This is a genomic window from Streptomyces sp. NPDC034086 (assembly GCF_055575515.1).
The window spans coordinates 220,833-241,895 of sequence record NZ_JBVISM010000001.1 but is presented as its reverse complement, the minus strand read 5'-3'; the positions used below and the strand labels follow the sequence as shown (position 1 = coordinate 241,895).

The 21,063-nt window shown below is 73.8% G+C and carries 20 protein-coding genes and 1 pseudogene; 12 read left to right on the top strand and 9 right to left on the bottom strand.

All coding sequences use genetic code 11. The annotated features are described in order from the left end of the window. Positions 1-28 precede the first annotated feature (28 nt). The gene (locus ACZ514_RS01135; RefSeq protein ID WP_469123758.1) at positions 29-421 is read right to left on the bottom strand and encodes an MmcQ/YjbR family DNA-binding protein; all 393 of its coding nucleotides are present in this window, start codon (positions 419-421) and stop codon (positions 29-31) included. A 95-nt stretch (positions 422-516) separates the two neighbouring features. Here ACZ514_RS01135 and ACZ514_RS01130 point away from each other — a divergent pair, with 95 nt between their 5' ends. Next, positions 517-1,731, top strand: a complete 1,215-nt coding sequence (locus tag ACZ514_RS01130) for a saccharopine dehydrogenase family protein (RefSeq protein WP_469123757.1) — start codon at positions 517-519, stop codon at positions 1,729-1,731. A gap of 148 nt (positions 1,732-1,879) precedes the next feature. On the opposite strand, the gene ACZ514_RS01125 is transcribed toward ACZ514_RS01130, so the two are convergent. Then, on the bottom strand, positions 1,880-2,569 hold the full coding sequence (locus ACZ514_RS01125) for an endonuclease V (protein ID WP_468173083.1): 690 nt from the start codon (positions 2,567-2,569) through the stop codon (positions 1,880-1,882). A gap of 25 nt (positions 2,570-2,594) precedes the next feature. Between ACZ514_RS01125 and ACZ514_RS01120 the strand changes: the two genes are divergently transcribed. Beyond that, on the top strand, positions 2,595-2,894 hold the full coding sequence (locus ACZ514_RS01120; protein WP_468698052.1) for a YciI family protein: 300 nt from the start codon (positions 2,595-2,597) through the stop codon (positions 2,892-2,894). 6 nt (positions 2,895-2,900) lie between these two features. Here ACZ514_RS01120 and ACZ514_RS01115 read toward each other — a convergent pair whose 3' ends face one another. Beyond that, positions 2,901-3,992 (bottom strand): WD40/YVTN/BNR-like repeat-containing protein, encoded by a 1,092-nt coding sequence (locus ACZ514_RS01115; RefSeq protein ID WP_468698381.1) that lies wholly within the window; start codon positions 3,990-3,992, stop codon positions 2,901-2,903. Positions 3,993-4,336: 344 nt separating this feature from the next. Between ACZ514_RS01115 and ssgD the strand changes: the two genes are divergently transcribed. The 3 genes from ssgD to ACZ514_RS01100 all read left to right on the top strand — a co-directional run bounded on the left by ssgD (position 4,337) and on the right by ACZ514_RS01100 (position 7,777). Continuing rightward, positions 4,337-4,753, top strand: coding sequence for a spore wall synthesis regulator SsgD (gene ssgD, locus ACZ514_RS01110; protein ID WP_388930890.1), 417 nt, complete (start codon positions 4,337-4,339; stop codon positions 4,751-4,753). 186 nt (positions 4,754-4,939) lie between these two features. Then, on the top strand, positions 4,940-6,577 hold the full coding sequence (locus ACZ514_RS01105) for an ABC-F family ATP-binding cassette domain-containing protein (protein WP_468698055.1): 1,638 nt from the start codon (positions 4,940-4,942) through the stop codon (positions 6,575-6,577). Positions 6,578-6,805: 228 nt separating this feature from the next. Continuing rightward, positions 6,806-7,777 carry an acyl-ACP desaturase gene (locus ACZ514_RS01100; RefSeq protein WP_468173078.1) on the top strand — a complete coding sequence of 324 codons (972 nt, stop codon included), beginning with the start codon at positions 6,806-6,808 and terminating at the stop codon, positions 7,775-7,777. A gap of 126 nt (positions 7,778-7,903) precedes the next feature. Here the strand turns inward: ACZ514_RS01100 and ACZ514_RS01095 are convergent, their stop codons facing one another. Continuing rightward, the gene (locus ACZ514_RS01095; RefSeq protein WP_468173076.1) at positions 7,904-8,140 is read right to left on the bottom strand and encodes a WhiB family transcriptional regulator; all 237 of its coding nucleotides are present in this window, start codon (positions 8,138-8,140) and stop codon (positions 7,904-7,906) included. Positions 8,141-8,238: 98 nt separating this feature from the next. After that, positions 8,239-9,009 carry an MBL fold metallo-hydrolase gene (locus ACZ514_RS01090; RefSeq protein WP_469123756.1) on the bottom strand — a complete coding sequence of 257 codons (771 nt, stop codon included), beginning with the start codon at positions 9,007-9,009 and terminating at the stop codon, positions 8,239-8,241. Between the two features lie 37 nt (positions 9,010-9,046). Here ACZ514_RS01090 and ACZ514_RS01085 point away from each other — a divergent pair, with 37 nt between their 5' ends. Then, positions 9,047-10,129 carry a DUF6183 family protein gene (locus ACZ514_RS01085; RefSeq protein WP_468698060.1) on the top strand — a complete coding sequence of 361 codons (1,083 nt, stop codon included), beginning with the start codon at positions 9,047-9,049 and terminating at the stop codon, positions 10,127-10,129. 17 nt (positions 10,130-10,146) lie between these two features. On the opposite strand, the pseudogene ACZ514_RS01080 reads toward ACZ514_RS01085, so the two are convergent. Both ACZ514_RS01080 and ligD read right to left on the bottom strand, forming a co-directional pair. Beyond that, positions 10,147-10,635 (bottom strand): annotated as a pseudogene (locus ACZ514_RS01080) (HAD domain-containing protein); the annotation flags it as partial. Between the two features lie 4 nt (positions 10,636-10,639). Then, entirely contained in the window at positions 10,640-11,659 is a 1,020-nt protein-coding gene (gene ligD, locus ACZ514_RS01075) for a non-homologous end-joining DNA ligase (protein ID WP_468173071.1), read from the bottom strand. 75 nt (positions 11,660-11,734) lie between these two features. On the opposite strand from ligD, the gene ACZ514_RS01070 reads away from it, so the two are divergent. Next, positions 11,735-12,826 (top strand): ATP-dependent DNA ligase, encoded by a 1,092-nt coding sequence (locus ACZ514_RS01070; protein ID WP_469123755.1) that lies wholly within the window; start codon positions 11,735-11,737, stop codon positions 12,824-12,826. On the opposite strand, the gene ACZ514_RS01065 is transcribed toward ACZ514_RS01070, so the two are convergent. Continuing rightward, complete coding sequence (locus ACZ514_RS01065) at positions 12,766-14,271, bottom strand: FAD-dependent oxidoreductase (RefSeq protein ID WP_469123754.1); 1,506 nt, start codon at positions 14,269-14,271, stop codon at positions 12,766-12,768. The two genes, ACZ514_RS01070 and ACZ514_RS01065, sit on opposite strands and share 61 nt — an antisense overlap. Before the next feature lie 153 nt (positions 14,272-14,424). On the opposite strand from ACZ514_RS01065, the gene ACZ514_RS01060 reads away from it, so the two are divergent. The 5 genes from ACZ514_RS01060 (at position 14,425) to ACZ514_RS01040 (ending at position 18,826) form a co-directional block, all read left to right on the top strand. After that, positions 14,425-14,946 (top strand): nucleotide triphosphate diphosphatase NUDT15, encoded by a 522-nt coding sequence (locus ACZ514_RS01060; protein ID WP_468698068.1) that lies wholly within the window; start codon positions 14,425-14,427, stop codon positions 14,944-14,946. Positions 14,947-15,561: 615 nt separating this feature from the next. Next, positions 15,562-16,101: a helix-turn-helix domain-containing protein gene (locus tag ACZ514_RS01055; protein WP_469123753.1), complete on the top strand. Its 540-nt coding sequence runs from the start codon at positions 15,562-15,564 to the stop codon at positions 16,099-16,101. A gap of 17 nt (positions 16,102-16,118) precedes the next feature. Next, positions 16,119-17,351 carry an MFS transporter gene (locus ACZ514_RS01050; RefSeq protein WP_469123752.1) on the top strand — a complete coding sequence of 411 codons (1,233 nt, stop codon included), beginning with the start codon at positions 16,119-16,121 and terminating at the stop codon, positions 17,349-17,351. Between the two features lie 28 nt (positions 17,352-17,379). Then, entirely contained in the window at positions 17,380-18,255 is an 876-nt protein-coding gene (locus ACZ514_RS01045) for a glycosyltransferase family 2 protein (RefSeq protein ID WP_469124173.1), read from the top strand. Between the two features lie 154 nt (positions 18,256-18,409). Continuing rightward, positions 18,410-18,826, top strand: a complete 417-nt coding sequence (locus ACZ514_RS01040) for a GNAT family N-acetyltransferase (RefSeq protein ID WP_469123751.1) — start codon at positions 18,410-18,412, stop codon at positions 18,824-18,826. Positions 18,827-18,937: 111 nt separating this feature from the next. Here ACZ514_RS01040 and ACZ514_RS01035 read toward each other — a convergent pair whose 3' ends face one another. After that, positions 18,938-21,013 carry an MDR family MFS transporter gene (locus tag ACZ514_RS01035; RefSeq protein ID WP_469123750.1) on the bottom strand — a complete coding sequence of 692 codons (2,076 nt, stop codon included), beginning with the start codon at positions 21,011-21,013 and terminating at the stop codon, positions 18,938-18,940. Positions 21,014-21,063: the final 50 nt, after the last annotated feature.

Here is a 21,063-nt window from a genome sequence, read left to right as displayed (position 1 = left end):
GCCTCGCCATCCGTGCCCTGCGCCCCCGTCAGGCGCCCTCCGCGGTCCGGGCGTCGAGGACCGCGACGTGCCGTTTGAGGGCGACGGCCCGGTAGCTCTCCTCCACCCACTCGCACAGCACCTCCACCGACGGCGCCCCCTTCTCCCCCAGCGGCACGGAGACCCAGCCCGCCCGGCCCAGGCCGTACCCCGTGGGTTCGGCGCCGGGGGCGGTCATCGCGTGCCCGTGCAGGGCCTCGTCCTTCAGCTTGACGGACAGGCCGGGCGGCCGGGGGCCGTCCGCGTTCCCCAGGAAGACGAAGATCTTCTTGTTGACCTTCACGACGCCGTCCTCCGGCCCCCAGGGATGTTCCTCCACCGCCTCCGGAAGCCCCAGCGCGAACTCGCGCACCGCCTCCCACTTGCGCACCGCAGCCCTCATCGACGCCTCCGGTTCCCGCCGGTCACACCTGCTCGCACGGACAGTCCGCTCCAACGCTAACCTCAGCCACCGACACCAGCTGGGAGGAGCGGTCCATGACCGAGCACGTCCACGAGGAGCCCGTCCGCGGGGGCCGTCCGGAGCGGGGTTTCGACCTCGTGCTCTTCGGCGCGACCGGGTTCGTCGGCGCGCTGACCGCCGAGTACCTCGCCGAGCACGCGCCCGCCGGCTGCCGGTGGGCCCTGGCCGGCCGCGACCCCGGCAAGCTGGAGCGGCTGCGCGAGCAGCTGGCCGCACTGAACCCGGCCTGCGCGGACCTGCCGCTGCTGCGGGCGGACGCCGGGGACGCGAGGGCCCTGCGCGAACTGGCCGCCAGCACCCGGGTGCTGGCCACCACGGTCGGGCCGTACGTCTGGTACGGGGCGGAGCTGGTCGCGGCATGCGCCGGGGCGGGCACCGACTACGTGGACCTCACCGGCGAGCCGGAGTTCGTGGACCGGATGTACGTCGAGCACGACGCGCGGGCCCGGGAGACGGGGGCGCGGCTCGTGCACGCGTGCGGGTTCGACTCGATCCCCGCCGACCTCGGGGCGTACTTCACGGTGGGCCTGCTGCCCTCCGGGGTGCCGCTGCGGGTGGACGGGTTCCTGCGGGCCGGGGCGCTGGCCTCCGGCGGCACCCTGACCTCCGCCGTCACGGCGCTGGGCCGGGGGCCCCAGACCCTGGCGGCCGCCCGGGCCCGCCGGCTGCACGAGCCCCGGCTGCCGGGGCGCCGGGTACGCGGGCCCGTGGGAGCCCCGCGGTTCAGCCGCGAGACCGGGACGTGGGCGCTGCCGCTGCCCGTGCTGGACCCTCGGATCGTGACCCGGTCGGCGGCCGCGCTGGAGCGGTACGGGCCGGACTTCCGCTACCGCCACTACGCCTCCGTACGGCACCTGCCCGTCGCCGTGGGCCTGACGGCGGCGGTGGGCGCGACGGCGGCGCTGGCGCAGGTCCCGGCCGCCCGGCGGTGGCTGCTGAGCCACTGGGAACCGGGCCGCGGCCCGGACGCCGAGCGGCGCGCCCGCAGCTGGTTCACCGTCCGCTTCGTCGGGGAGGGCGGCGGCCGCCGCGTGTTCACCGAGGTCTCGGGCGGCGACCCGGGCTACGGGGAGACGGCGAAGATGCTGGCGGAGTCCGCGCTGTGCCTGGCCCACGACTCCCTTCCGGACCGCTCCGGCCAGCTGACCACGGCGGTGGCGATGGGCGACGCCCTGCTGTCCCGGCTCCAGAAGGCCGGCATCCGCTTCCGGGTGGCGGCGGAGCGGTAGGGCACGCGACGGCGGGGCCGCGGGCCGGCACCGGCCCGGTGGTCCGCCGGCCGGCGGCCGCTGGCCGGTGGCCGCTGGCCGGTGGCCGCCCCGGCCGCCCGTCCGGAGCCGGAACCGTCCGGCCCGGGACCGGTGTGGCCGCCGACGGTCACTCCACGGCGTCGACCGCCTCGCGCAGGGCCCGCCGGCACAGGGAGTCGGCGTGGCGGGTGGTTTCGGGGAGGCGGAAGCGGGGGCTCAGCGCGAGGGCGTGGGCGCAGGCGTTGTCCAGGGAGATCCGGTGGCCGACGGACACGTACACCGGCTTGATCCCGTGCTGGGTGCGCAGGGCCCGGCCGACGACGGTGCCGTCGGGCGCGAGCAGCGGGGAGGCCTCGCCGCGCGGGGTGCCCGGCTCCTCGTGGGTGAAGGTGAAGGGGTTCTTGGCGACGCCCATGCTGGGCAGGCCGGTGACCACCCCGAGGTGGCAGGCCAGGCCGAAGCCGCGCGGGTGGGCGAGGCCGTAGCCGTCGCAGACGACGAGGCCGGGGGTGACGGGGAGGGCCTCCAGGGCGGCCAGCAGGGTCGGCAGCTCACGGAAGGCGAGCAGGCCGGGCACGTAGGGGAAGCTGACGTGCCCGACGGCGGTGGACTCGGCGACGACCTCCAGGGTCGCGGCGTCGAGCACGACGGCGGCGGCCGCGACCAGGTCGCGTTCGTCGTCGTACGCCACGTCCACCCCGGCGACCAGCCCCCGCCCGGGCGGGGGCCCGGCCTCGTCGAGGACGACGAGGTCACGCAGTTCATCCTGTATCGCCCGGGCCTCGGCCTCGTCGGCGGGGGTCTTCACAGTCGTCATGGGGTGCGAGAGTAGCCTGGCGATCATGTTCGTCATGGAGCTCACCTACACCGCGCCCATCGAAGCCGTCGAAGCGCGCATGGACGCGCACGTCGCCTGGCTGGAGGGTCACTACGCCTCCGGCGTCTTCCTCGCCTCGGGCCGCAAGGTCCCGCGCGAGGGCGGCATGATCCTGGCCCGCGGCGTCTCCCGGGCCGAGATAGAGAAGATCGCGTCGGAGGACCCCTTCGCGGTGGCGGGCGTCTGCGCGTACCGCATCACGGAGTTCATCGCCTCCAGGACCTCGTCCTGCCTCGACCCGGTCCGCGAGACCCTGCCGTCGTGACCCGCTTCAGCGCCGCTCCAGCCGTGCCACCCGCCCCTTCTCCCCCGCGGCCCAGCAGCCGCCGTCGGGCGCGCAGTCGACGGTGTCGAACGACCCCGTCTCCAGCGGCCGCCAGGTGCGTCCCGCGTCCGTGGTGACGTCCGTGCCGGTCGGTCCTACCGCCAGGGCCGTGGCGTGCCCGTACGGGTACCAGGCCGCGCCCGAGCGGTAGGCCGGCGGCGGGGCCGCCGCCTGGGTCCAGCTCCCGCCCGCGTCAGCGGAGCGGGCCGCGGCCCGGGGCGAGGCCTGGCCGGTCCGGTAGTCGCCGCCGACCGCGAGGCCGGTCGTACGGTCGCGGAAGGCCAGGGCGAACACCCCGCGCGCCGGGTCGCCGCCCGGCACCGTGGAATCGGCCACCCGCCAGGTCAGTCCCCGGTCGGCGGAGTGCAGCACCCGCGCGGCGGCACCGCCGCCGGTGGCCAGCCACACGTCACGCGGCCCGGCAGCCGTCAGGCACTGGCCGCTCGCCGCGAATCCGGCCTCGCCCGGGAGCGCCGGCGGCATCCCGGCGTCCGGGAGCACCCGCCAGCTGCGGCCGCCGTCGTCGGTGGCCAGCAGCCGGAACCTGCCGTCGACGGGGTCGCTCACGGCGAGCCCGTGACGGGAGTCGAAGAAGGTCAGGCAGTCGTAGAAGGCACGCGGATCGGGGTTGCGGAAGGTCTCGGTCCAGGTGGCGCCGCCGTCCTCGGTGCGCAGGATCCGGGAGGCCTCTCCCTCACCGATGGACAGGGCGACGGCGCGCCGGCCGTCGAAGGCCTCGATGTCGCGCAGTTCCAGCCCCTCGGCCACCGCCCCGGGCGGCGAGACGTCCCGCCAGCTGCGGCCGCCGTCGCCGGTGCGCAGGACCCTGCCCCTGGATCCCGCCAGCCAGGCCGTGCTGCGGCCGACCGCCGCCAGGCCGCGGAAGCGGACGTCCTCGGCGCCCTCCTGACCGGTCTCCTTGACCGCCCAGCCGGCGCCGCGCAGCCCGGGCCCGGTCATCGCCGGGGACGGGTCCGCACCGGTGTCCGCCCACGCCGGCGCCACGGCCACACCGACCAGCAGGGCTGCCGCGCACATGCCAACTCGCAGAAGTCTCATGGCGCCGGAAGCTAACGCACCCCGCATGCCCCGTCCAGGGCACCTCTCCGGCCCCCGGGGCCCCTTCCGGCATCCGCTTAGGCCTGTGGAGCGATCGAATACCGGACGTATTGACATCGCCGTGCGGGTCTCGGCCCTTGACATGGGCCCTTTACCCAGACGGCACGCACCCTCACTCTGTGCGATCAGACAAGCGGGATCCCGCCATTCGGTGACCCAGCTCACGTCATCCACCATGCACGGATGTGCCGATTCCGGCGTCTATCCGGTTGCCGGGCCCCACCCCAGGGCCCGGCAGCAGATCCGCCGCAAGGGAGCGAGCCTTGATCACTGTCATCGAGCAGGCCGTGCAGGCCCGACTGATCGCCACCGCACCGAAGGTCGAGACCGTCCCCGTCACCCTCTGCTACGACCGCTCGGATCCCTTCGCCGTCCGCATGGCCTTCCCCGCCCTGGCCACGCTGGAAGGCGTCGAGGTCTCCTGGACCTTCGCCCGGGAGCTGCTGATGTCCGGGCTCCGCCATCCGGCCGGCTGCGGCGACGTACGGGTGCGGCCGTACGACGGGGACCGGACGACGGTCGAGTTCCACGCGCCGGAGGGGGTGGCGATCGTGCTGATGACCACGGGCGAGCTCCAGCGGTTCCTCGAACGCACCTCCGCGCTGGTGCCACCGGGGCTGGAACACCGCTACCTCGACATGGACCACAGCCTCGCCGAGCTGATGCGCGGCTCCTGCTGAATTATTCGCTTGCGGGCGGCCCCCGGCCGTCCGTACCTTCGTGAAGGCCCTGCAGTCGCCGAAACGGAGTAGGACATTGCTCTTCTGAGGTCCGAGACACCGACCACCACCGCATCCCCGCGATCCCCGTGACAGTCGGCTGTCTCCCCGCGTTGCACGCACTTCTCACGCAACCTGGAGGCCTCCATGAGTCATGCCCCTGTTTTCGCCACCTGCTCCGACCTCTCCTTCGACTGGCCCGACGGCACTCCCGTCTTCGACGGGTTCCACCTGTCCGTCGGGCCGGGCCGGACCGGCCTGGTGGGACTCAACGGCTGTGGCAAGTCCACCCTGTTGAAGCTCCTCGCCGGTGAACTGACCCCGTCCTCGGGACAGGTGTCGGTGGCCGGGAGCATCGGCTACCTGCCGCAGAACGCCACCCTCGACACCGCACTGCGGGTGGACGAGGCGCTCGGCATCCGCACCGCCCGCACCGCCCTGCACGCCATCGAGGCGGGCGAGGCCACCGAGGCCAACTTCACCGCCGTCGGCGACGACTGGGACGTGGAAGAACGCGCCCTGGCCGTGCTCGACGAGCTCGGCCTCGCCGGGACCGGCCTGGACCGGACCGTCGGCGAGCTGTCGGGCGGCCAGTGCGTCCTGCTGCGGCTGGCGGCGCTGCTGCTCGCCCGGCCGGACGTCCTGTTCCTCGACGAGCCCACCAACAACCTGGACCTGCGGGCCCGGCGCCGCCTCTACGCGGCCGTGGAGTCCTGGTCCGGGGTGATGGTGCTGGTCAGTCACGACCGCGAGCTGCTGGAGCGGGTCGACCAGATCGCGGACCTCCGCGACGGCGAAGTCCGCTGGTACGGCGGCAACTTCACGGAGTACGAGCGGCTGCTCGCGGCCGAGCAGGAGTCGGCCGAGCGGATGGTCCGGGTCGCCGAGGCCGACGTACAGCGCCAGAAGCGCGAACTGGCGGATGCCCAGGTCAAGTTGGCCCGGCGCAAGCGGTACGGCCAGAAGATGAACGAGAACAAGCGCGAGCCGAAGATCGTCATGGGTGCCCGCAAGCGCGCCGCGCAGGAGTCGGCGGGCAAGCACCGCATCATGCACGCCGAGAAACTGGCGGACGCCCGGGAGCGGCTGGACCAGGCCGTCGACGCGGTGCGCGACGACGCCGAGATCCGGATCAAGCTGCCGGCCACCCAGGTCCCACCGGGCCGACGGGTGCTGACCCTGAGCGGTCTGCGCCTGGCGCACGGCGCGGGGGCGGCGGGCGAGTGGGAGGTGCGCGGTCCGGAGCGGATCGCCCTGGTCGGCGCGAACGGCTCGGGCAAGACGACCCTGCTGCGGACCATCGCCGGGCTGCTGCCGCCCGCGTCCGGGGAGGCGGTGGCGCACGTTCCGGCCCGCTTCCTGCCGCAGCGGCTCGACGTCCTGGACGACGAACGCTCGGTGGTGGAGAACGTGGCGCGGTTCGCCCCCCACGCCACGAACAACGTGATCCGGGCGCGGCTCGCGCACTTCCTGTTCCGGGGCGCGCGGGCGGACCGGACGGCCGGGACCCTGTCGGGCGGCGAGCGCTTCCGGGCCACGCTGGCGGCACTGCTGCTGGCCGAGCCGGCTCCCCAGCTGCTGATGCTGGACGAGCCGACGAACAACCTGGACCTGGCGAGCGTACGGCAGCTCGCCGGGGCGCTGGAGTCCTACGAGGGCGCGCTGCTGGTGGCCAGCCACGACGTGCCGTTCCTGGAGTCGATCGGCATCACGCGGTGGCTGTCGCTCGACGGCGGGCTCCGGCCGACCACGGCCGAGGAGGTACGTGCCGCCATGGGGCGGTAGTGCCCGGTTCCTCCGTGGCTTCCGCCGTCAAGGCGGGAGCCACGGACCACCTTCTTGCGTGATTCTCACCGCTGTGGAGCCGCCCAGGACCCCTTCCAACTGCATAGATAACCGGATGTAGCCGGGCAGAACGATGCCTGGGGCTTGGCGCTCCTTGATGTCGCGCTTAACCTACGACTCCGTAGGCTACGGAACCGTAGGTAATTCGCTTTGTCCCCAGGAGTACCCGTGACGATCACCTCTCCCCACCTCGGCAGCTCGGAGGCGTGGACCGACGCCAAGCTGCTGTACGCGCTGGAAGAGGTGGTCGAGAAGGAACTGAACCGCCATCTGAAGGTCACCAAGGACTGGATGCCCCACGAGTACGTCCCGTGGAGCGACGGCCGGAACTTCCCCGGCTTCTTCGAGGACGGGGAGGCCTGGGACCCGCAGCAGTCCAAGGTCACCGACATCGGCAAGATCGCGCTCGTCGTGAACCTGCTGACCGAGGACAACCTCCCCAGCTACCACCACGAGATCGCGACCCTTTTCGGCCGCAACGGCGCCTGGGGCACCTGGGTGCACCGCTGGACCGCCGAGGAGGGCCGCCACGGCATCGTGATGCGCGACTACCTGCTGGCCTCGCGCGCCGTGGACCCGGACAAGCTGGAAGCATTCCGGATGCAGCACATGTCCGAGGGCTTCGAGTCCGACAACAGCCACTCGATGCTGCACTCGGTCGCGTACGTCGCCTTCCAGGAGCTCGCGACCCGCATCTCGCACCGCAACACCGGCCACCAGTCCGGTGACCCGGTCTGCGACCGGATGCTGGCCCGCATCGCGCAGGACGAGAACCTGCACATGATCTTCTACCGCAACCTGCTCTCCGCGGCCTTCGAGCTCGCCCCCGACCAGACGATGCAGGCCGTGCGGGACGTCGTCGTCAACTTCCGCATGCCGGGCCACGGCATGCCCGGCTTCGAGCGGATGGCCGCGCAGATGGCGATCGGCGGGGTCTACAACCTGCGGATCCACCACGACGACGTACTGAGCCCCGTGATCCGTTTCCTCAAGATCATGGACATCCAGGACCTGGGTCCGGAGGGGCAGAAGGCTCAGGAGGAGCTCGGGCTCTTCATGAACGGCCTGGACGGTGAGGCCCGCAAGTTCGACGAGCGCCTGGCCGCGCGCGCCGCGCGCCTGGCCGCCCGCAAGGGCTGACCGGCCGGCCGCAAGGGCTGAGCCGCGCCACCGTGAGCCCCCGGCCGAGCCGGGGGCTCCGCCGCGCCCGGAAGGGCTTGCGCCAGGTGCCGGGTTTCCAGCCGCGCCCGGGGGGGCCGTTCTGGCTCAGCCGCGCGGGCGCAGGGCGAACCGCTCCGCTTCCGACAGCCCGCCCCACACCCCGAAGCGCTCGTCGTTCGCCAACGCGTACTCCAGACACGCCGCCCTGCCCTCGCACGCCCCGCAGAGCCGCTTCGCGTCGCGGAGTGAGGACCCCGGCTCCGGAAAGAAGAAGCTCGGGCCGGTCTGGGCACACAGGGCCTGGTCGTACCAAGCGGGGGCGGCAGTGGAGTTCATCGACATGTGCCGATCGTGGACGGGCCGGATGGACGTCCGATCAACACCTCATCAACACCGGGTCACTGCTCCGGTCCCGCTCCGGCCGGCCCGCGTGCCGCCGCCTACGCGATCGAGAACGCGGCGCCCGGGGCGGCGTAGGACACGGGGCCCTCGAAGCGCGTGGCGGCCCGGGCCACCGCCTGTGCGGGGGTGAGGGCGTGGCCGACGTGGGTGACGATCAGCCGGGCCGCCCGGGCGGCGGTCGCCGTGTCGCCCGCGTCCTCCGGGGTGTGGTGCACCTGTTCGCCGTCGGTGGGCGGCCGCTCGCTCTCCGCCTCGCACAACAGGACGTCGCAGCCCTCGGCCAGCCGGGTCAGGGCGGGGCAGGGCGCCGTGTCCCCGGAATAGACCAGCGACCCGCCGGCGGCGTCGACCCGCAGCGCGAAGGCCGGGATGCCGTGCGCGACGGCCGCGCTGGTCAGGGTGAGGGCGCCGATCCGGGCCCGGTGCCCGTCGTGCAGTTCGTGGACGGCGAAGGCGGCCTCGACGGGGCTCCGGGTCGGGCCGTTGGTGAGGAAGTGGGCCAGCCGGTCGGCGGTCCCCGGAGGGCCGTACAGGGGGACGGGAGCGGTCAGCCGTATGTCCGCGTACAGCGCGGCGTAGTACGCGGTGAGCAGGTCCGCGCTGTGGTCGGCGTGCAGGTGGGAGATCCAGATGGCGTCCAGGCCGTCCAGCCGCACGTGGCGCTGCAACTGCGCCAGCGTTCCGCTGCCCGCGTCCACCCACACCCGTGCGCCGCCGCCGGTCACCAGGTAGCCGGAGCACGGGTTGTCCACGCGGGCGTAGGGCGTCGCGGAGCCCAGTACGGTGAGCCGGAGGAAGTCGCTGGTCATCCGTGGAGTCTAGACCGCGGGGACTAGGCTGACGATCATGGAAGACACTCAGGACGGACCCGGCGGTGCCTCCGTGTGGGGCGAGGCCGAGCGCCGGGCCGCGCTGGGCGACGTCGCGTACCTGCGGGAGCTGGGGGCGCGGCTCAGCGACCGCCACCGGGACGCCACGGAACGGGCACGGACGTACGCGCACCAGCTCGGGCACGTCATACGGGTACTGGCCCTCACCCCGGGCCGGGAGAGCCTCGTGGAGCTGCTGCGGCTCGTCGACGAGAAGCGGCCTCCGTCCCCTCACCGCGAGCTCGCCTCGCTCCTCGCGGAGCACCACCGGCCCGCCGACCTCGCCGCGACCGTCTTCGACCGGGCCGGCGCCGGGGCGGCCGACGAGCTGGGCGCGTGCCTCTTCCACGAGCTGCTGCTCCGGGGCGCGGACATGCGGGGGATCCCGCAGCCGCGTTCTTCGCACACCCTGGCCTGGCTGCCGTCGCGGCCGCGCGACTTCGAGGCCGGCGCCCCCTTCCCGCGCCGCACGGTCAACGGCTCCGCCGGCGGGTTCGGGGCCGTGATGCCCGCCGAGGGACGCCTCGACCCGCCGGTGCCCCGCACCACCGAGCGGGCCGCCCTGTGGAACACGGCCACCGTGGACGTCCACGAGAGCATCGTCTCCGCTCCGCAGGCCGGCGACTGGGGGCACTTCGACGCCTGGGTCTTCCGGCTGGACGAGGACCTCCCGCCGGAAGCGGTGCCCCCTCTGCTGCCCGTTCTGCCCATGCCCTGCGCCGACGTCGGGCCGACGGGCCGCTTCGAGGTCGCGCTCAGCCCGCTCGGCGAGGTGTGGCGGCTGCTCTTCGCCGCCGCCTCGATGGGCGGGGTGTACGGAGGCGGCGTGGGCGGAGCCTACGGGCGCATGTGGGCGTGGCGCTCGATGGCGGGCCTGGCCGGCGCCCCGGCGGGAGCCGACGCCGACGAGGTGGAGCGCCTCGCCCGCGCAACCACCTGGTTCCGCTTCGAGGCCGACTCGGAGTGGTTCCACAACGAGATCGGCTGCGACTTCGGCATCGCCGCCCTCTCCCCGGACCGCCGCCGCCTCGCGGTCCTCGCGGCCACGGACACGGACTGACGGGCCGGCGCCGCCATCCGCCCGAGCCAGCCGGCGAGGACGTCGAAGTCCGCGTCCGTCAGACCCGTGCGCGGGTCGACGCGGTGGAGGAGGACGGGGGCCGGGTGACAGGCCTGCGCCCAGGCCCGGTCGGCGGGGGTGATCTCGTCGTCCGCCCAGGCGAACGGGCGCCCGGCCGCCCGGGCCAGGAGCGTCCGGGTCTTCCAGTGAAGGCCGCCCCGCCCCTCGTCGTCGGAGGGCTCGGGCCAGTCGGCCACCGGCAGGCGCGGCAGGCCCAGGCGCGGGCAGAGCGTCTCGTTGGCCTCGTCCGCCCAGGTCGTGGCCCACACCAGCTCGCACGGCAGGGCGAGCAGCCGGGGCCCGAGGGCGGGGTCGAGCCGGGCGAGCAGGGGATTGCCGGACCCCTCCCAGGGGCCGGCGGCCGCACGGTAGCCCGTCCCGCCGAAGGGAATCAGCGGGCCGTCCGCATCGAGGAAGAGCAAGGGGCGCGGGACGGGGGCGGGCATGCCGTCAGTCCTCGTGCTTCGCCCGGCTCGGCTGGACGCGTTTGGGTTCGCCCGGCATCTTCGGGTAGTCCGGCGGATACGGCATGTCGCTCAGGCCGTGCTCGTGCTCGTCCCGGGCCGCGAGTTCCAGTACGGCGTCCAGGCTGAAGGCGTGCTCGTCCATGTCGGCGTGCACGTCGCCGAGTTCGGCGAAACGGGCCGGCATCGTCACGATGTCGAAATCGCGCGGCTCCGCGTCGTCCACCTCGTCCCAGCGCAGCGGCGCCGAGACCGGGGCGTGCGGGCGGGGGCGGACCGAGTACGCCGAGGCGATGGTCCGGTCACGCGCCGTCTGGTTGTAGTCGACGAAGATCCGCTCGCCGCGTTCCTCCTTCCACCACGCCGTGGTCACCTTGCCGGGCATCCGCCGCTCCAGCTCCCGGCCCAGGGCGATCGCGCAGCGGCGGACCTCGGTGAAGGTCCAGCGCGGTGCGATCGGGACGAAGACGTGCAGGCCCCGGCCACCGGAGGTCTTGGGCCAGCCGCGCAGCCCCAGCTCGTCCAGCAGCGCCCGCAGTTCGTGCGCGGCCGCCACCGCGTGGTGGTAGTCGGTGCCCGGCTGCGGGTCGAGGTCGATGCGCAGTTCGTCCGGCCGGTCGGTGTCCTCCCGGCGCACCGGCCAGGGGTGGAAGGTCAGGCAGCCCAGGTTGGCGGCCCACAGGACGGCGGCCGGCTCGGTCGGGCAGATCTCGTCGGCCGTACGGCCGCTGGGGAAGGCGATGTGCGCGGTGGGAATCCAGTCGGGCAGGTTCTTCGGGGCCCGCTTCTGGAAGAAGGACTCCCCCTCCACTCCGTCCGGATACCGCTCCAGGGTGGTGGGACGGTCGCGCAGGGCGCGGGTGATCCCGTCCGCGACGGCCAGGTAGTACTCGGCGACGTCCCGCTTGGTGAGGCCCCGCTCCGGGAAGTACACCTTGTCCGGGCTGGACAGCCGTACCGTCCGCCCGCCCGCCTCCAGCTCGATCGCACCAGCCGCAGCACCCATGTGCGCCACGGTAGGCGGGCGAGGCCGGCCGCGCACACCGGGCGGGACCGGACGTAGCACCGCAGAATCCTGTGTATGGATCTGCCGGTGATGCCGCCCGTGAAGCCGATGCTCGCCAAGTCGGTGAGCACGATCCCGCCGGGCATGCAATACGAGGCCAAATGGGACGGCTTCCGGGCGATCGTGTACCGCGACGGGGCGGAGGTCGAGATCGGGAGCCGTACCGGCAAGAGCCTGGTCCGGTACTTCCCCGAGCTGGTGGCGGCGCTGAAGGAGAGCCTGCCGCCCCGCTGCGTGGTCGACGGGGAGATCGTGATCGTCCACGGCGGACGGCTCGACTTCGACCGGCTCAGCGAGCGGATCCACCCCGCGGCCTCCCGGGTGAACCTGCTCGCCGAGACCACTCCGGCCAGCTTCGTCGCCTTCGATCTGCTCGCCCTCGGCGACGACTCCCTCCTCGCCACCCCGCTCGGCGAACGCCGCAGCGCCCTGGTCCGCGTCCTCTCCACAGCTCGGCCCCCCGTGCACGTCGCGCCCGCGACCACGGACGCCGCGCTCGCGCGGGAGTGGTTCGAGCGGTTCGAAGGCGCCGGACTCGACGGGGTCGTCGCGAAACCCCTCGATCTCCCCTACCGGCCCGACGCCCGTCTGATGTTCAAGGTCAAACACGAGCGTACGGCCGACGTCGTCCTCGCCGGTTTCCGTTTCCACAAGAGCGGTCCGATTGTCGGATCGCTGCTGCTCGGCCTGTACGACGCCCACGGCGCCCTCCAGCACGTGGGCGTCTGCGCCGCCTTCCCGATGAAGCGCCGGGCCGAACTGGTCACGGAACTCGAACCCCTGCGGATGCCGGACGTCACGGGCCACCCGTGGGCGTCCTGGACCGAGGAGTCCGCGCACGAGAGCGCCCGGCTGCCGGGCGCCCAGAGCCGCTGGACCGGGAAGAAGGACCTGTCCTGGGTGCCGCTGCGCCCCGAGCGGGTCTGCGAGGTGCGGTACGACCACATGGAGGGCGACCGCTTCCGGCACACCGCCCAGTTCGCCCGCTGGCGCCCCGACCGCACCCCCGAGAGCTGCACGTACGCCCAGCTGGAGGAGGTCGTCGGCTACGACCTCGCCGAGGTGCTGGGCATTACCGGCCGAGGGGCCGGTGCCGGGGCCGGGTGAGCCGGCTGCGGACCGGCCGTCGGCGCGGCGCGGGGTGGCGCGGTCAGCTCCTCCCATTCGGCCCGGCCCGGCCCCACCGCGTGCGGCACCCAGCCGGGCCGGGCCGCGAGCCAGCGCGCCACCCGTGCCCGGACCCCGGGGTCCGCGTAGGCCCGCCCGGGAGCCTCGGCCAGGTGCCGCACCCTGGCCCGCGCCCGCATCACCTCCGGATCCTCCAGCGCGCACTCGAACAGCGCGGCCGCCTCCCGGGCCCTGGCCGCCGCCCCGGCCCGCGGCCCGGCCCCGCCCGCGAGCCGCTCCCCGACCGCCGCGTCGGCCCCGACCTGGAGGTCGAACCAGGGCTTCAGCGTGCGCAGCGCCCAGCCGTGGTATCCGGCGGCGAACTCCGCGGACCCCGGGTCCCGGTGCGCCGTCCGGGCCACCCGGTCGGCCGCCCACAGTGCGAGCGACGCCCCCTGCCCCAGGGTCGGGTTGGTGTGGGTGAGCGCGTCCCCGACGGGCACCATCCCGGTCACCACCGGCCCCCGCCCGTCGGCCAGGGGGCTCCACCGGTTGTCCAGGCCCGCGGTGGCCAGTACCCCCGACAGCGGCTCGGCGCCCAGCCCCAGCCAGGCCGCGCCGGGCGGGAAGGTCCGGGCGGCGGCCTCGAAGACGGCCGGGTCGCGCAGGGCGGCTCGGGTGGGGTCCCCGGTGTGCGCGAACACGGTGACGGCGAAGACCCGGTTGTCGGACGGGAAGACCGCGCAGCCCGCGAAGGCCCCGCCGGTGACCGTCCACGGCCGCCGCGGCCCCTCCTCCATCCCCTCGGGCAGCCGGTACCAGCGGCAGAAGTACGCGAGGCCCGTGCGGTGCCGCTCGACGGGGGCCGGGCGGCAGCCGGTCCCGGCCAGCAGGGCGCGGGAGCCTCCGCGCCGGCCGGCCGCGTCCACCACGAGGTCACCCGTGTAGGCGCCGCCCGGGGTGGTGACGCCGGTGACCCTGACCCACGGCTCCGCGCGGGTCCCCCGGTCCCTGGTCAGGCCGGCGACCGGCTCCCCGTACCGCACCACCACTCCGGGCTCCGCGCGCAGGGCCCCCGCCAGCGCGCTCTCCAGCACGATGCGGCGGGCCTGGACCGTGACCAGGTCCTCGTCGCCCGGCCGCGCGGGGGGCCGTGCGTCGAACCAGTCGAGTTCGTGCCGCTCGCGGGCGCCGAGCCGGAGCATCGCGGCGTGTACGTCGGGCAGTTCGGCGCGCAGCAGCTTGCGGGCGGCGCCGAGCAGGACGTGCGGCTGGGCCGCCTGGGGTACGGACGGCCGGCTCCAGCCGAAGAAGTCGCGGTCGAGGGCGGTGCCGGGAGCGCGGGTGTCGCGTTCGAAGACCTCGGCGGTGTGTCCCCGGCGGGCCGAGAGGAGGGCGGTCGCCAGCCCCGCGATGCCCCCGCCGATGACCAGCACATGTGCCATGGCGTCCCCCGAACCGGCGTACCGTACGACGATCTGACCGCCCAGAGCTTGCACGAGCGCGGCCCGGCCGAAACTCGCACACGCGTCCGGGACCCGCCGGAGGGGCCGCCGCGCCGGGCAGCCCCGCCGTCCCCGACCGGAGAAGATGACCCCATGGCCAGCCCACACGAACCCGCTCCCGGCACCGCACCCCGCACCGAAGCCGGCCCATCGCCCCAGCGGGCCGCGCCCCAGCCCCACGCGATCGTCGGTGTGGGCCTGATCGTGCTCGGCCCCGACGGCCGCGTACTGCTCGGCCAGGCCCACGACGGCACCTGGGAACTGCCCGGCGGCAAGGTCGACCCCGGGGAGGACTTCGAGCGGACCGCCGCCCGGGAACTCGCCGAGGAGACCTCCCTGCGGGCCGACCCCGCGGACATCGAGCTGCTGGCCGTCCAGATCCACGCGCACCCCACGCCGCCGACCCGGCTGACGGTGGCCGCGCTCACCCGCTCGGCCCGGGGCGTCCCCGCCGTCACCGAACCGCACAAGATCGCCCGCTGGCGGTGGTTCGTCCCGGAGGAGATCCCCGGCAGCCTCTACCCGCCCTCGGCGGCGGTCCTGCGCGCCTGGCGCCCCGACCTCGCGACCCTCCCCCACGTACCCTCGCACGACTACCCCACCCGCCGGCCTTAGAGCCTGTCGCGAAAGTGGATCTTGTTCGTCGGTGACCACGTCGTGGGGGACGTGGGGACCTGACGAACGGCCAGTGGGCCCGGCTTGAGCCGCTGCCGCCGCCGGGCCACCAAGCCGGGCCGGCCGCAGGTGTGGACGAGACGCCAGCCGATGGACGGCATACGGTGGCCGACCCGGACCGGTGTTCCCTGACGGGACGTGCCCGAACGCTACGGGCCCCAGGCACCGTCTCGCTGCCGGCGCCGGAACAGGCCGCCCTGGACGCTCCCGAGGCGGGCTGACCAGCAAGTTCCACCTCGCCGTCGAGCAGGGACGGAAGGTCCCGGCCGGGCAGCGGGGCGACTCCCCGCAGTTCGAGCCCGTCCTCGAGGCGATCAGGTGCCGCGGCTCGGCCTGGGCAGGCCGCGCAAGCGCCCGGTCCGGATGCGCGCCGACACGGCGTACGAGTCCGCGCCAACCCCTCCCACCTGCGCAGACGCGGGACCAAGGCCACCACCCGGGTCCTGCCGACCGGGTCCGCAGCCGGCTCGAGCACGGATCACGTGGCGGTCCGCCGTCCCGGGCTCCGCGGAATTCCTCTTGCCTAATGGTCAAGAAACGTTGACCATTGCTCGCATGTCTACCGACGATCTTCCCGAGACGCTCCACGTCACCACCGAGGAGCAACTGCGCGCCGTCTCCAGCCTCACCCGCCACCGGATCATGGCCGTGCTCCGCTTCGAGCCGGCGACGATCACGCAGATCGCCGAGCGGGTGGGGCTCGCCAAGGGGAGTTCCAGCTATCACGTGCGGCTGCTGGAGCGGGCCGGCCTGGTGAAGGTGGTGCGGACGCGGAAGGTGCGGGGTGTCACCGAGCGGTACTACGCGATGGCCGCGCGGTCGCTCGTGCTGCCCGATCCGGGCGAGGGGGGCCCGGACGTGCTGATGCGCCACGCGGTGGCGGACCTGGAGGCGGCGCGGCCGGATGCCGGGCGGCACGTGCGGATGGCGCACCTGCGGCTCACCGACGAGCAGTTCGCGCGGTTGGGGGCGCGGCTGGAGGCGTTGGCGGACGAGTTCCGGGAGCTGTCCGATCCGGACCTGCCGGACGCGTCGCTCGTCTTCGCGCTGTTCCGCCCGGCGCCGCGCGAGCGGGCCGAGGGGGACGCCAAGTGACGTCCCGGGAAGCAAAGTTGCCGCCGGGTTTCGGGCGGCTGTGGACCGCGCAGACGGTGTCCTCGCTCGGTGACGGGGTGTCGCATGCCGCGCTTCCGCTGCTCGCGTTGTCCTTGACGCGGGATCCGATGGCGCTCGCCGTCGTCACGGCCGCCGGGACGCTGCCGTGGCTGCTGTTCGGGGTGCTCGGCGGTGCGCTGGTGGACCGCTGGGACCGCCGGCGCACGATGTGGGTCGTGGACGCGGCCCGTGCGGCGCTGCTCGTGATACCGGCGGTGGCGGCCGTGCTCGGCGTACTGAGCATTCCGCTGCTCGCGGCCGTCGCCTTCCTGCTCGGTCTCGGCGGACTCTTCTTCGACACGGCCGCCACGGCCTATCTGCCGGATCTGCTCGGCCGCGACCCGGCCCTCCTGGAGCGGGCCAACTCCCGCCTGCGCGGAGCCCAGACCGCCATGTCCGGCTTCGCGGGGCCGCCCGCGGGCAGTGCGCTGCTCGCCCTGGGGCGGGCGGTTCCGCTGCTCGCCGACGCGGTGTCGTTCCTGCTCTGCGCCCTGCTCGTACGGACGCTGCCCGCCGTGCCCCGGCCCGTGCCGGAGGCCCGCGAGTCGCTGCTCCGGCAGGCGCGGGCCGGGGCCTCGTACGTCTTCCGGGACCGGTTGCTGCTCGGGCTGGCGCTGCGGCCGGCGGTCGGGAACGTCGCCTTCCTGGCGGTGGAGACCGTCCTCGCCCTCTTCGCGCACGACCGTCTCGGCATCGACACCTTCGGTTTCGGCCTGCTCCTGACGGCGGAGGCCACCGGCGGACTGGTCGGTGCGGGCATCGCCTCCCGCCTCGGCCGACGGCTCGGCACCGGTACCGCGCTGACCTGCACGGCCGTCGTCGAGGGGCTTGCCATCCTGGGCCTCGCCGCTGCCCCGGACCCGTACGTGGCCGGGCTGGCGCTCGCCGTCTGCGGGGCGGGCATGGGCGCCACGATGGTGCTCGGACCCTCCCTCCGCCAGGCGGTCGTCCCGGCCCGCCTCATGGGCCGGGTCGCCTCCACCTCCCGCATGCTGGCCATGTGCGCGGCCCCGGCCGGGGCCGTCCTCGGCGGCTGGCTGGCCACTGCCTACGACGTCCGCACCCCGCTCTACGCCGCCGCGGGCCTCCTCCTGGCCATGACGGCGGTCACGGCGTCCATGACCGGCAACCGCCGGGTCGAAGCGGCGCTGCGTGCCGCCGCCCCGGCCGGGGGTACGCTCGCCCCTTGACCTGGTGCCGAAGGAAGTGGTGGACGTCGTGACCCGGCCGCGTGTGGGTGTCGCCGTGCTGACCATGGGCGACCGGATGCCGGAGCTGCTGGCGCTGCTGGCGTCGGTGGCCGGGCAGGACGAGGGCGCCGCCCGGGTCGTGGTCGTCGGCAACGGCACGCCGTTGCCGGGCCTCCCCGAGGGGGTGACCGGGGTGGAGCTGGCGGAGAACCTCGGGGTGTCGGGCGGCCGGAACGCCGCCTGGCGCCGGCTGCGGGAGTTCGGGGACGTCGATGTCCTGGTGGACCTGGACGACGACGGCCTGCTCGTCGGGACGGACGTGTTCCGGCGGATCGCCGATCTGTACGAGGCCGGCCCCCGTCTGGGCATCGTCTCCTTCCGGATCGCGGACGAGACGGGTGCCACCCAGCGCCGCCACGTTCCCCGCCTGCGCGCCGGCGACCCCATGCGAGGGGGCCTGGTGACGACGTTCCTGGGCGGCGGCCACGCGCTGTCGATGCCGATGCTGGAGGAGACCGGGGGCTGGCCGGACGCCTTCTTCTTCACCCACGAGGAGACCGACCTGACCTGGCGTGCCATCGACCGGGGGTGGGACGTCCTGTACGAGCCGCGGCTGGTGCTCCAGCACCCGAGGACGTCCCCGGCCCGGCACGCCGTCTACTACCGGATGACGGCCCGCAACCGGGTCTGGCTGGCCAAGCGGCACCTGCCCGCACCGCTCGTCCCCGTCTACCTGGGCGTGTGGGTGGCCTTGACGGTGGCCCGCACGCGTTCCCTGACGGGCCTGCGGGCCTGGTCCGCCGGTTTCGCCGAGGGCCTGCGGACCTCCGGCGGCCCCCGGCACCCCATTCGATGGCGGACGGTGTGGCGCATGGCCCGGCTGGGCCGGCCACCGGTCGTCTAGTGATCTGAGTCGGAGATTCACTGTTAGTCGGGCATGAGTCGTCCAGGTCCGACTAACAGTGAATCTCCGACTCAGATCACTAGTGCCGCATCGGGCGACGTGGGCCAGGGAGAAAACCGGTGCCGTTGGTGCCGAGCCCTGGCAGGATCCCCCCATGGAGATTCGCCGCATCACTCGGGCCGAGGATGTCCAGGACGCCCGGCATCTCTTCGATGTGCCCCCTCTGCCGGAGGCGACTGAGAGGTTTCTGGCGGACGAGCGCCACCACCTCCTGGTCGCCTACGCCGATGACGCCCCGGCGGGGATGGTCACCGGCGTCGAGATGACACACCCGGACAAGGGCACCGAGATGTTCCTGTACGAGCTGGGCGTGGACCAGTTGTTCCGCGGGCGCGGTGTTGGCCGGGCCCTGGTGTCCGCGCTCGCGGACCTGGCGCGCCAACGGAACTGCTACGGCATGTGGGTGATCACGGACGAGGACAACGCGGCGGCGCGGGCGACTTACCGGCGTGCCGGAGGCATCCCGGAAGAGGAGCAGGTGGTGCTCGTCTGGACCTTCGACCAGGCGTAGATCCACAGAGTGGAGCGACCAGCCGCACAAGGCAGTTGTGACGCGGGCTTCCCGGTTCCCACGCCGTGACCGCCAGTCAACAGGGCGAACGTTGCCTGACGCGGCACTGGTTCACGCGGCGCCCGTTGTCCCCCGCGTCCCCGGCCGGGGTGCGAAGCCGCCCTCGCGCAGGTCCTCCGCCAGCAGGCGTTTCGCGATGGCGTCCGCCGCCGCCCGCAGTTCCTCGCTCCGCGGCCGGCCGCGGTCCTGTTCCAGCCGGTCGCCCAGCCAGTCCGCCCACGCCCGCGAGATCACCGCCGCTTCCCGTTCGCCCGCCCGGGTGTGGGCGAAGAAGCCGTTCTGCCGGGTCAGGAAGCCCTCCTCCACCATCCGGTCGAAGACCGGCAGCAGCACTTCCGGCGGCAGTGACAGCCGCGACGCGATCAGCCCCAGGCCGGCGTGCCCCACGGTCCGGGTCATCAGGTCGACCTGCATCACCGCCCACGCCCCCGCCATGTCCAGCCGGGTGTCGGAGGCGTGGACGATCGCCCGTGCCGTGTCGGGCCCCATGTTCCGTACGAGCTTGCCCACAGCCAGTTCCAGCAGCTTGGCCGAGTCCCCCGAGGCCGTGGCCGGGGACGCGAAGCCGTCGCCGATGTCCGTGGAGCCCGCCCGGGCGCTGTCGCGCAGCCGGACCTGCTTGAGGAAGAGCGCGACGACGAAGCCGACGGCCGCCACCGGGACCGTCCACAGGAACACGGTGTGCAGGGCGTCGGCGTACGCGTCGATGACCGGGCCCGCCCCGGCCGGGGGCAGTCCGTGGACGCCCTGCGGGCTCCGCGCGGCGCCGGCGAGGGCGGCCGGATCGGCGCCGGTGGCGCGGGCGGCCTCGGCGACCCCGGCCCTCAGCTCGGGCTCCAGGCGGTTGGCGTAGATGGTCCCGAAGACGGCCGTGCCGAAGGAGCTGCCGAGGGTACGGAAGAAGGTGACGCCGGAGGTCGCCGTGCCGAGGTCGGCGTAGTCCACGGTGTTCTGCACCGCGATGGTCAGCACCTGCATGCACAGCCCGATGCCGGTGCCGAGGACGAACATGTACGCCGACTCGAGCCACCCGCCGGTGCCGGGTTCCATGAGCGACAGCAGGTACAGGCCGGCGCCCATCACCGCGCAGCCGGCGATCGGGTAGATCCGGTAGCGGCCGGTCCGGGCGGTGGCGTTGCCGCTGAGGACGGACGCGATCAGCAGGCCGATGACCAGCGGCAGGGTGCGTACGCCGGACAGGGTGGCCGAGTCGCCGTCCACGTACTGGAGGTAGGTCGGCAGGAAGGTCATCGCGCCGAGCATGGCGAAGCCGACGACGAAGCTGAGGACCGAGCACACCGTGAAGACGGGGTTGCGGAAGAGCCGCATGGGCAGCATCGGTTCGGCCGCCCGGGTCTCGGCCACGCAGAACAGGGCGAGGGCCAGCGCGCCGCCCGCGAAGAGACCGGTGATGACCGGTGAGTTCCAGGCGTACTCGTTGCCGCCCCAGCTGGTGGCCAGGATCAGCGCGCTCGCACCGGCGGCGATCAGGGTGATGCCCGGGTAGTCGATGGCGGGCCGGCCGGCGGCGCGTACCGAGGGGATGGTGCGGGCGGCCGCGAGGACGACGAGCACGGCGATCGGGACGTTGACGTAGAAGGCCCAGCGCCAGCTGAGGTGGTCGGTGAACAGGCCGCCCAGCAGTGGTCCGATGACGGTGGCGATGCCGAAGACGGCGCCGATGGCGCCCTGGTACTTGCCCCGTTCGCGCAGGGGCACCACGTCGGCGATCAGTGCCATCGAGGTGACCATGAGGCCGCCGGCGCCGATGCCCTGGAGCCCGCGCCACAGGATGAGCAGGGTCATGTCGCCAGCGAGGCCGCACAGGAAGGAGCCGCTGATGAAAATGACGGCGGAGATCTGGAAGATGACCTTCCGGCCGAAGAGGTCACCGAACTTGCCCACCAGGACCGTCGCGACGGTTTCCGCCAGCAGGTACGCGGTCACCACCCAGGCCATGTGCGCCGCGCCGCCGAGGTCCGCCACGATGGTGGGCAGGGCCGTGCCCACGATCGTCTGGTCGAGCGCGGCCAGCAGCACGCCCAGCATGATCGTGCCGAAGACGACGTTGCGGCGCCGCCGGTCGAGCACGGGCGGCGGCGCGGCGACGGCGGGGGCACTGGTCACATCCGCACTCTCACAGCACCCCCGTCCCACCGCCTCCCGCAAGCCGCCGT

Excerpts from the sequence above, each read along its gene's own strand:
- ACZ514_RS01095 (WP_468173076.1), bottom strand. The coding sequence starts at position 8,140 with ATGTCGATGAACTCCACTGCCGCCCCCGCTTGGTACGACCAGGCCCTG.
- ACZ514_RS01090 (WP_469123756.1), bottom strand. The coding sequence starts at position 9,009 with ATGACCAGCGACTTCCTCCGGCTCACCGTACTGGGCTCCGCGACGCCC.
- ACZ514_RS01105 (WP_468698055.1), top strand. The coding sequence starts at position 4,940 with ATGAGTCATGCCCCTGTTTTCGCCACCTGCTCCGACCTCTCCTTCGAC.
- ACZ514_RS01135 (WP_469123758.1), bottom strand. The coding sequence starts at position 421 with ATGAGGGCTGCGGTGCGCAAGTGGGAGGCGGTGCGCGAGTTCGCGCTG.
- ACZ514_RS01070 (WP_469123755.1), top strand. The coding sequence starts at position 11,735 with ATGGATCTGCCGGTGATGCCGCCCGTGAAGCCGATGCTCGCCAAGTCG.
- ACZ514_RS01060 (WP_468698068.1), top strand. The coding sequence starts at position 14,425 with ATGGCCAGCCCACACGAACCCGCTCCCGGCACCGCACCCCGCACCGAA.
- ACZ514_RS01040 (WP_469123751.1), top strand. The coding sequence starts at position 18,410 with ATGGAGATTCGCCGCATCACTCGGGCCGAGGATGTCCAGGACGCCCGG.
- ACZ514_RS01055 (WP_469123753.1), top strand. The coding sequence starts at position 15,562 with ATGTCTACCGACGATCTTCCCGAGACGCTCCACGTCACCACCGAGGAG.
- ACZ514_RS01130 (WP_469123757.1), top strand. The coding sequence starts at position 517 with ATGACCGAGCACGTCCACGAGGAGCCCGTCCGCGGGGGCCGTCCGGAG.
- ligD (WP_468173071.1), bottom strand. The coding sequence starts at position 11,659 with ATGGGTGCTGCGGCTGGTGCGATCGAGCTGGAGGCGGGCGGGCGGACG.
- ACZ514_RS01120 (WP_468698052.1), top strand. The coding sequence starts at position 2,595 with ATGTTCGTCATGGAGCTCACCTACACCGCGCCCATCGAAGCCGTCGAA.
- ACZ514_RS01065 (WP_469123754.1), bottom strand. The coding sequence starts at position 14,271 with ATGGCACATGTGCTGGTCATCGGCGGGGGCATCGCGGGGCTGGCGACC.
- ACZ514_RS01085 (WP_468698060.1), top strand. The coding sequence starts at position 9,047 with ATGGAAGACACTCAGGACGGACCCGGCGGTGCCTCCGTGTGGGGCGAG.
- ACZ514_RS01115 (WP_468698381.1), bottom strand. The coding sequence starts at position 3,992 with ATGTGCGCGGCAGCCCTGCTGGTCGGTGTGGCCGTGGCGCCGGCGTGG.
- ACZ514_RS01125 (WP_468173083.1), bottom strand. The coding sequence starts at position 2,569 with ATGACGACTGTGAAGACCCCCGCCGACGAGGCCGAGGCCCGGGCGATA.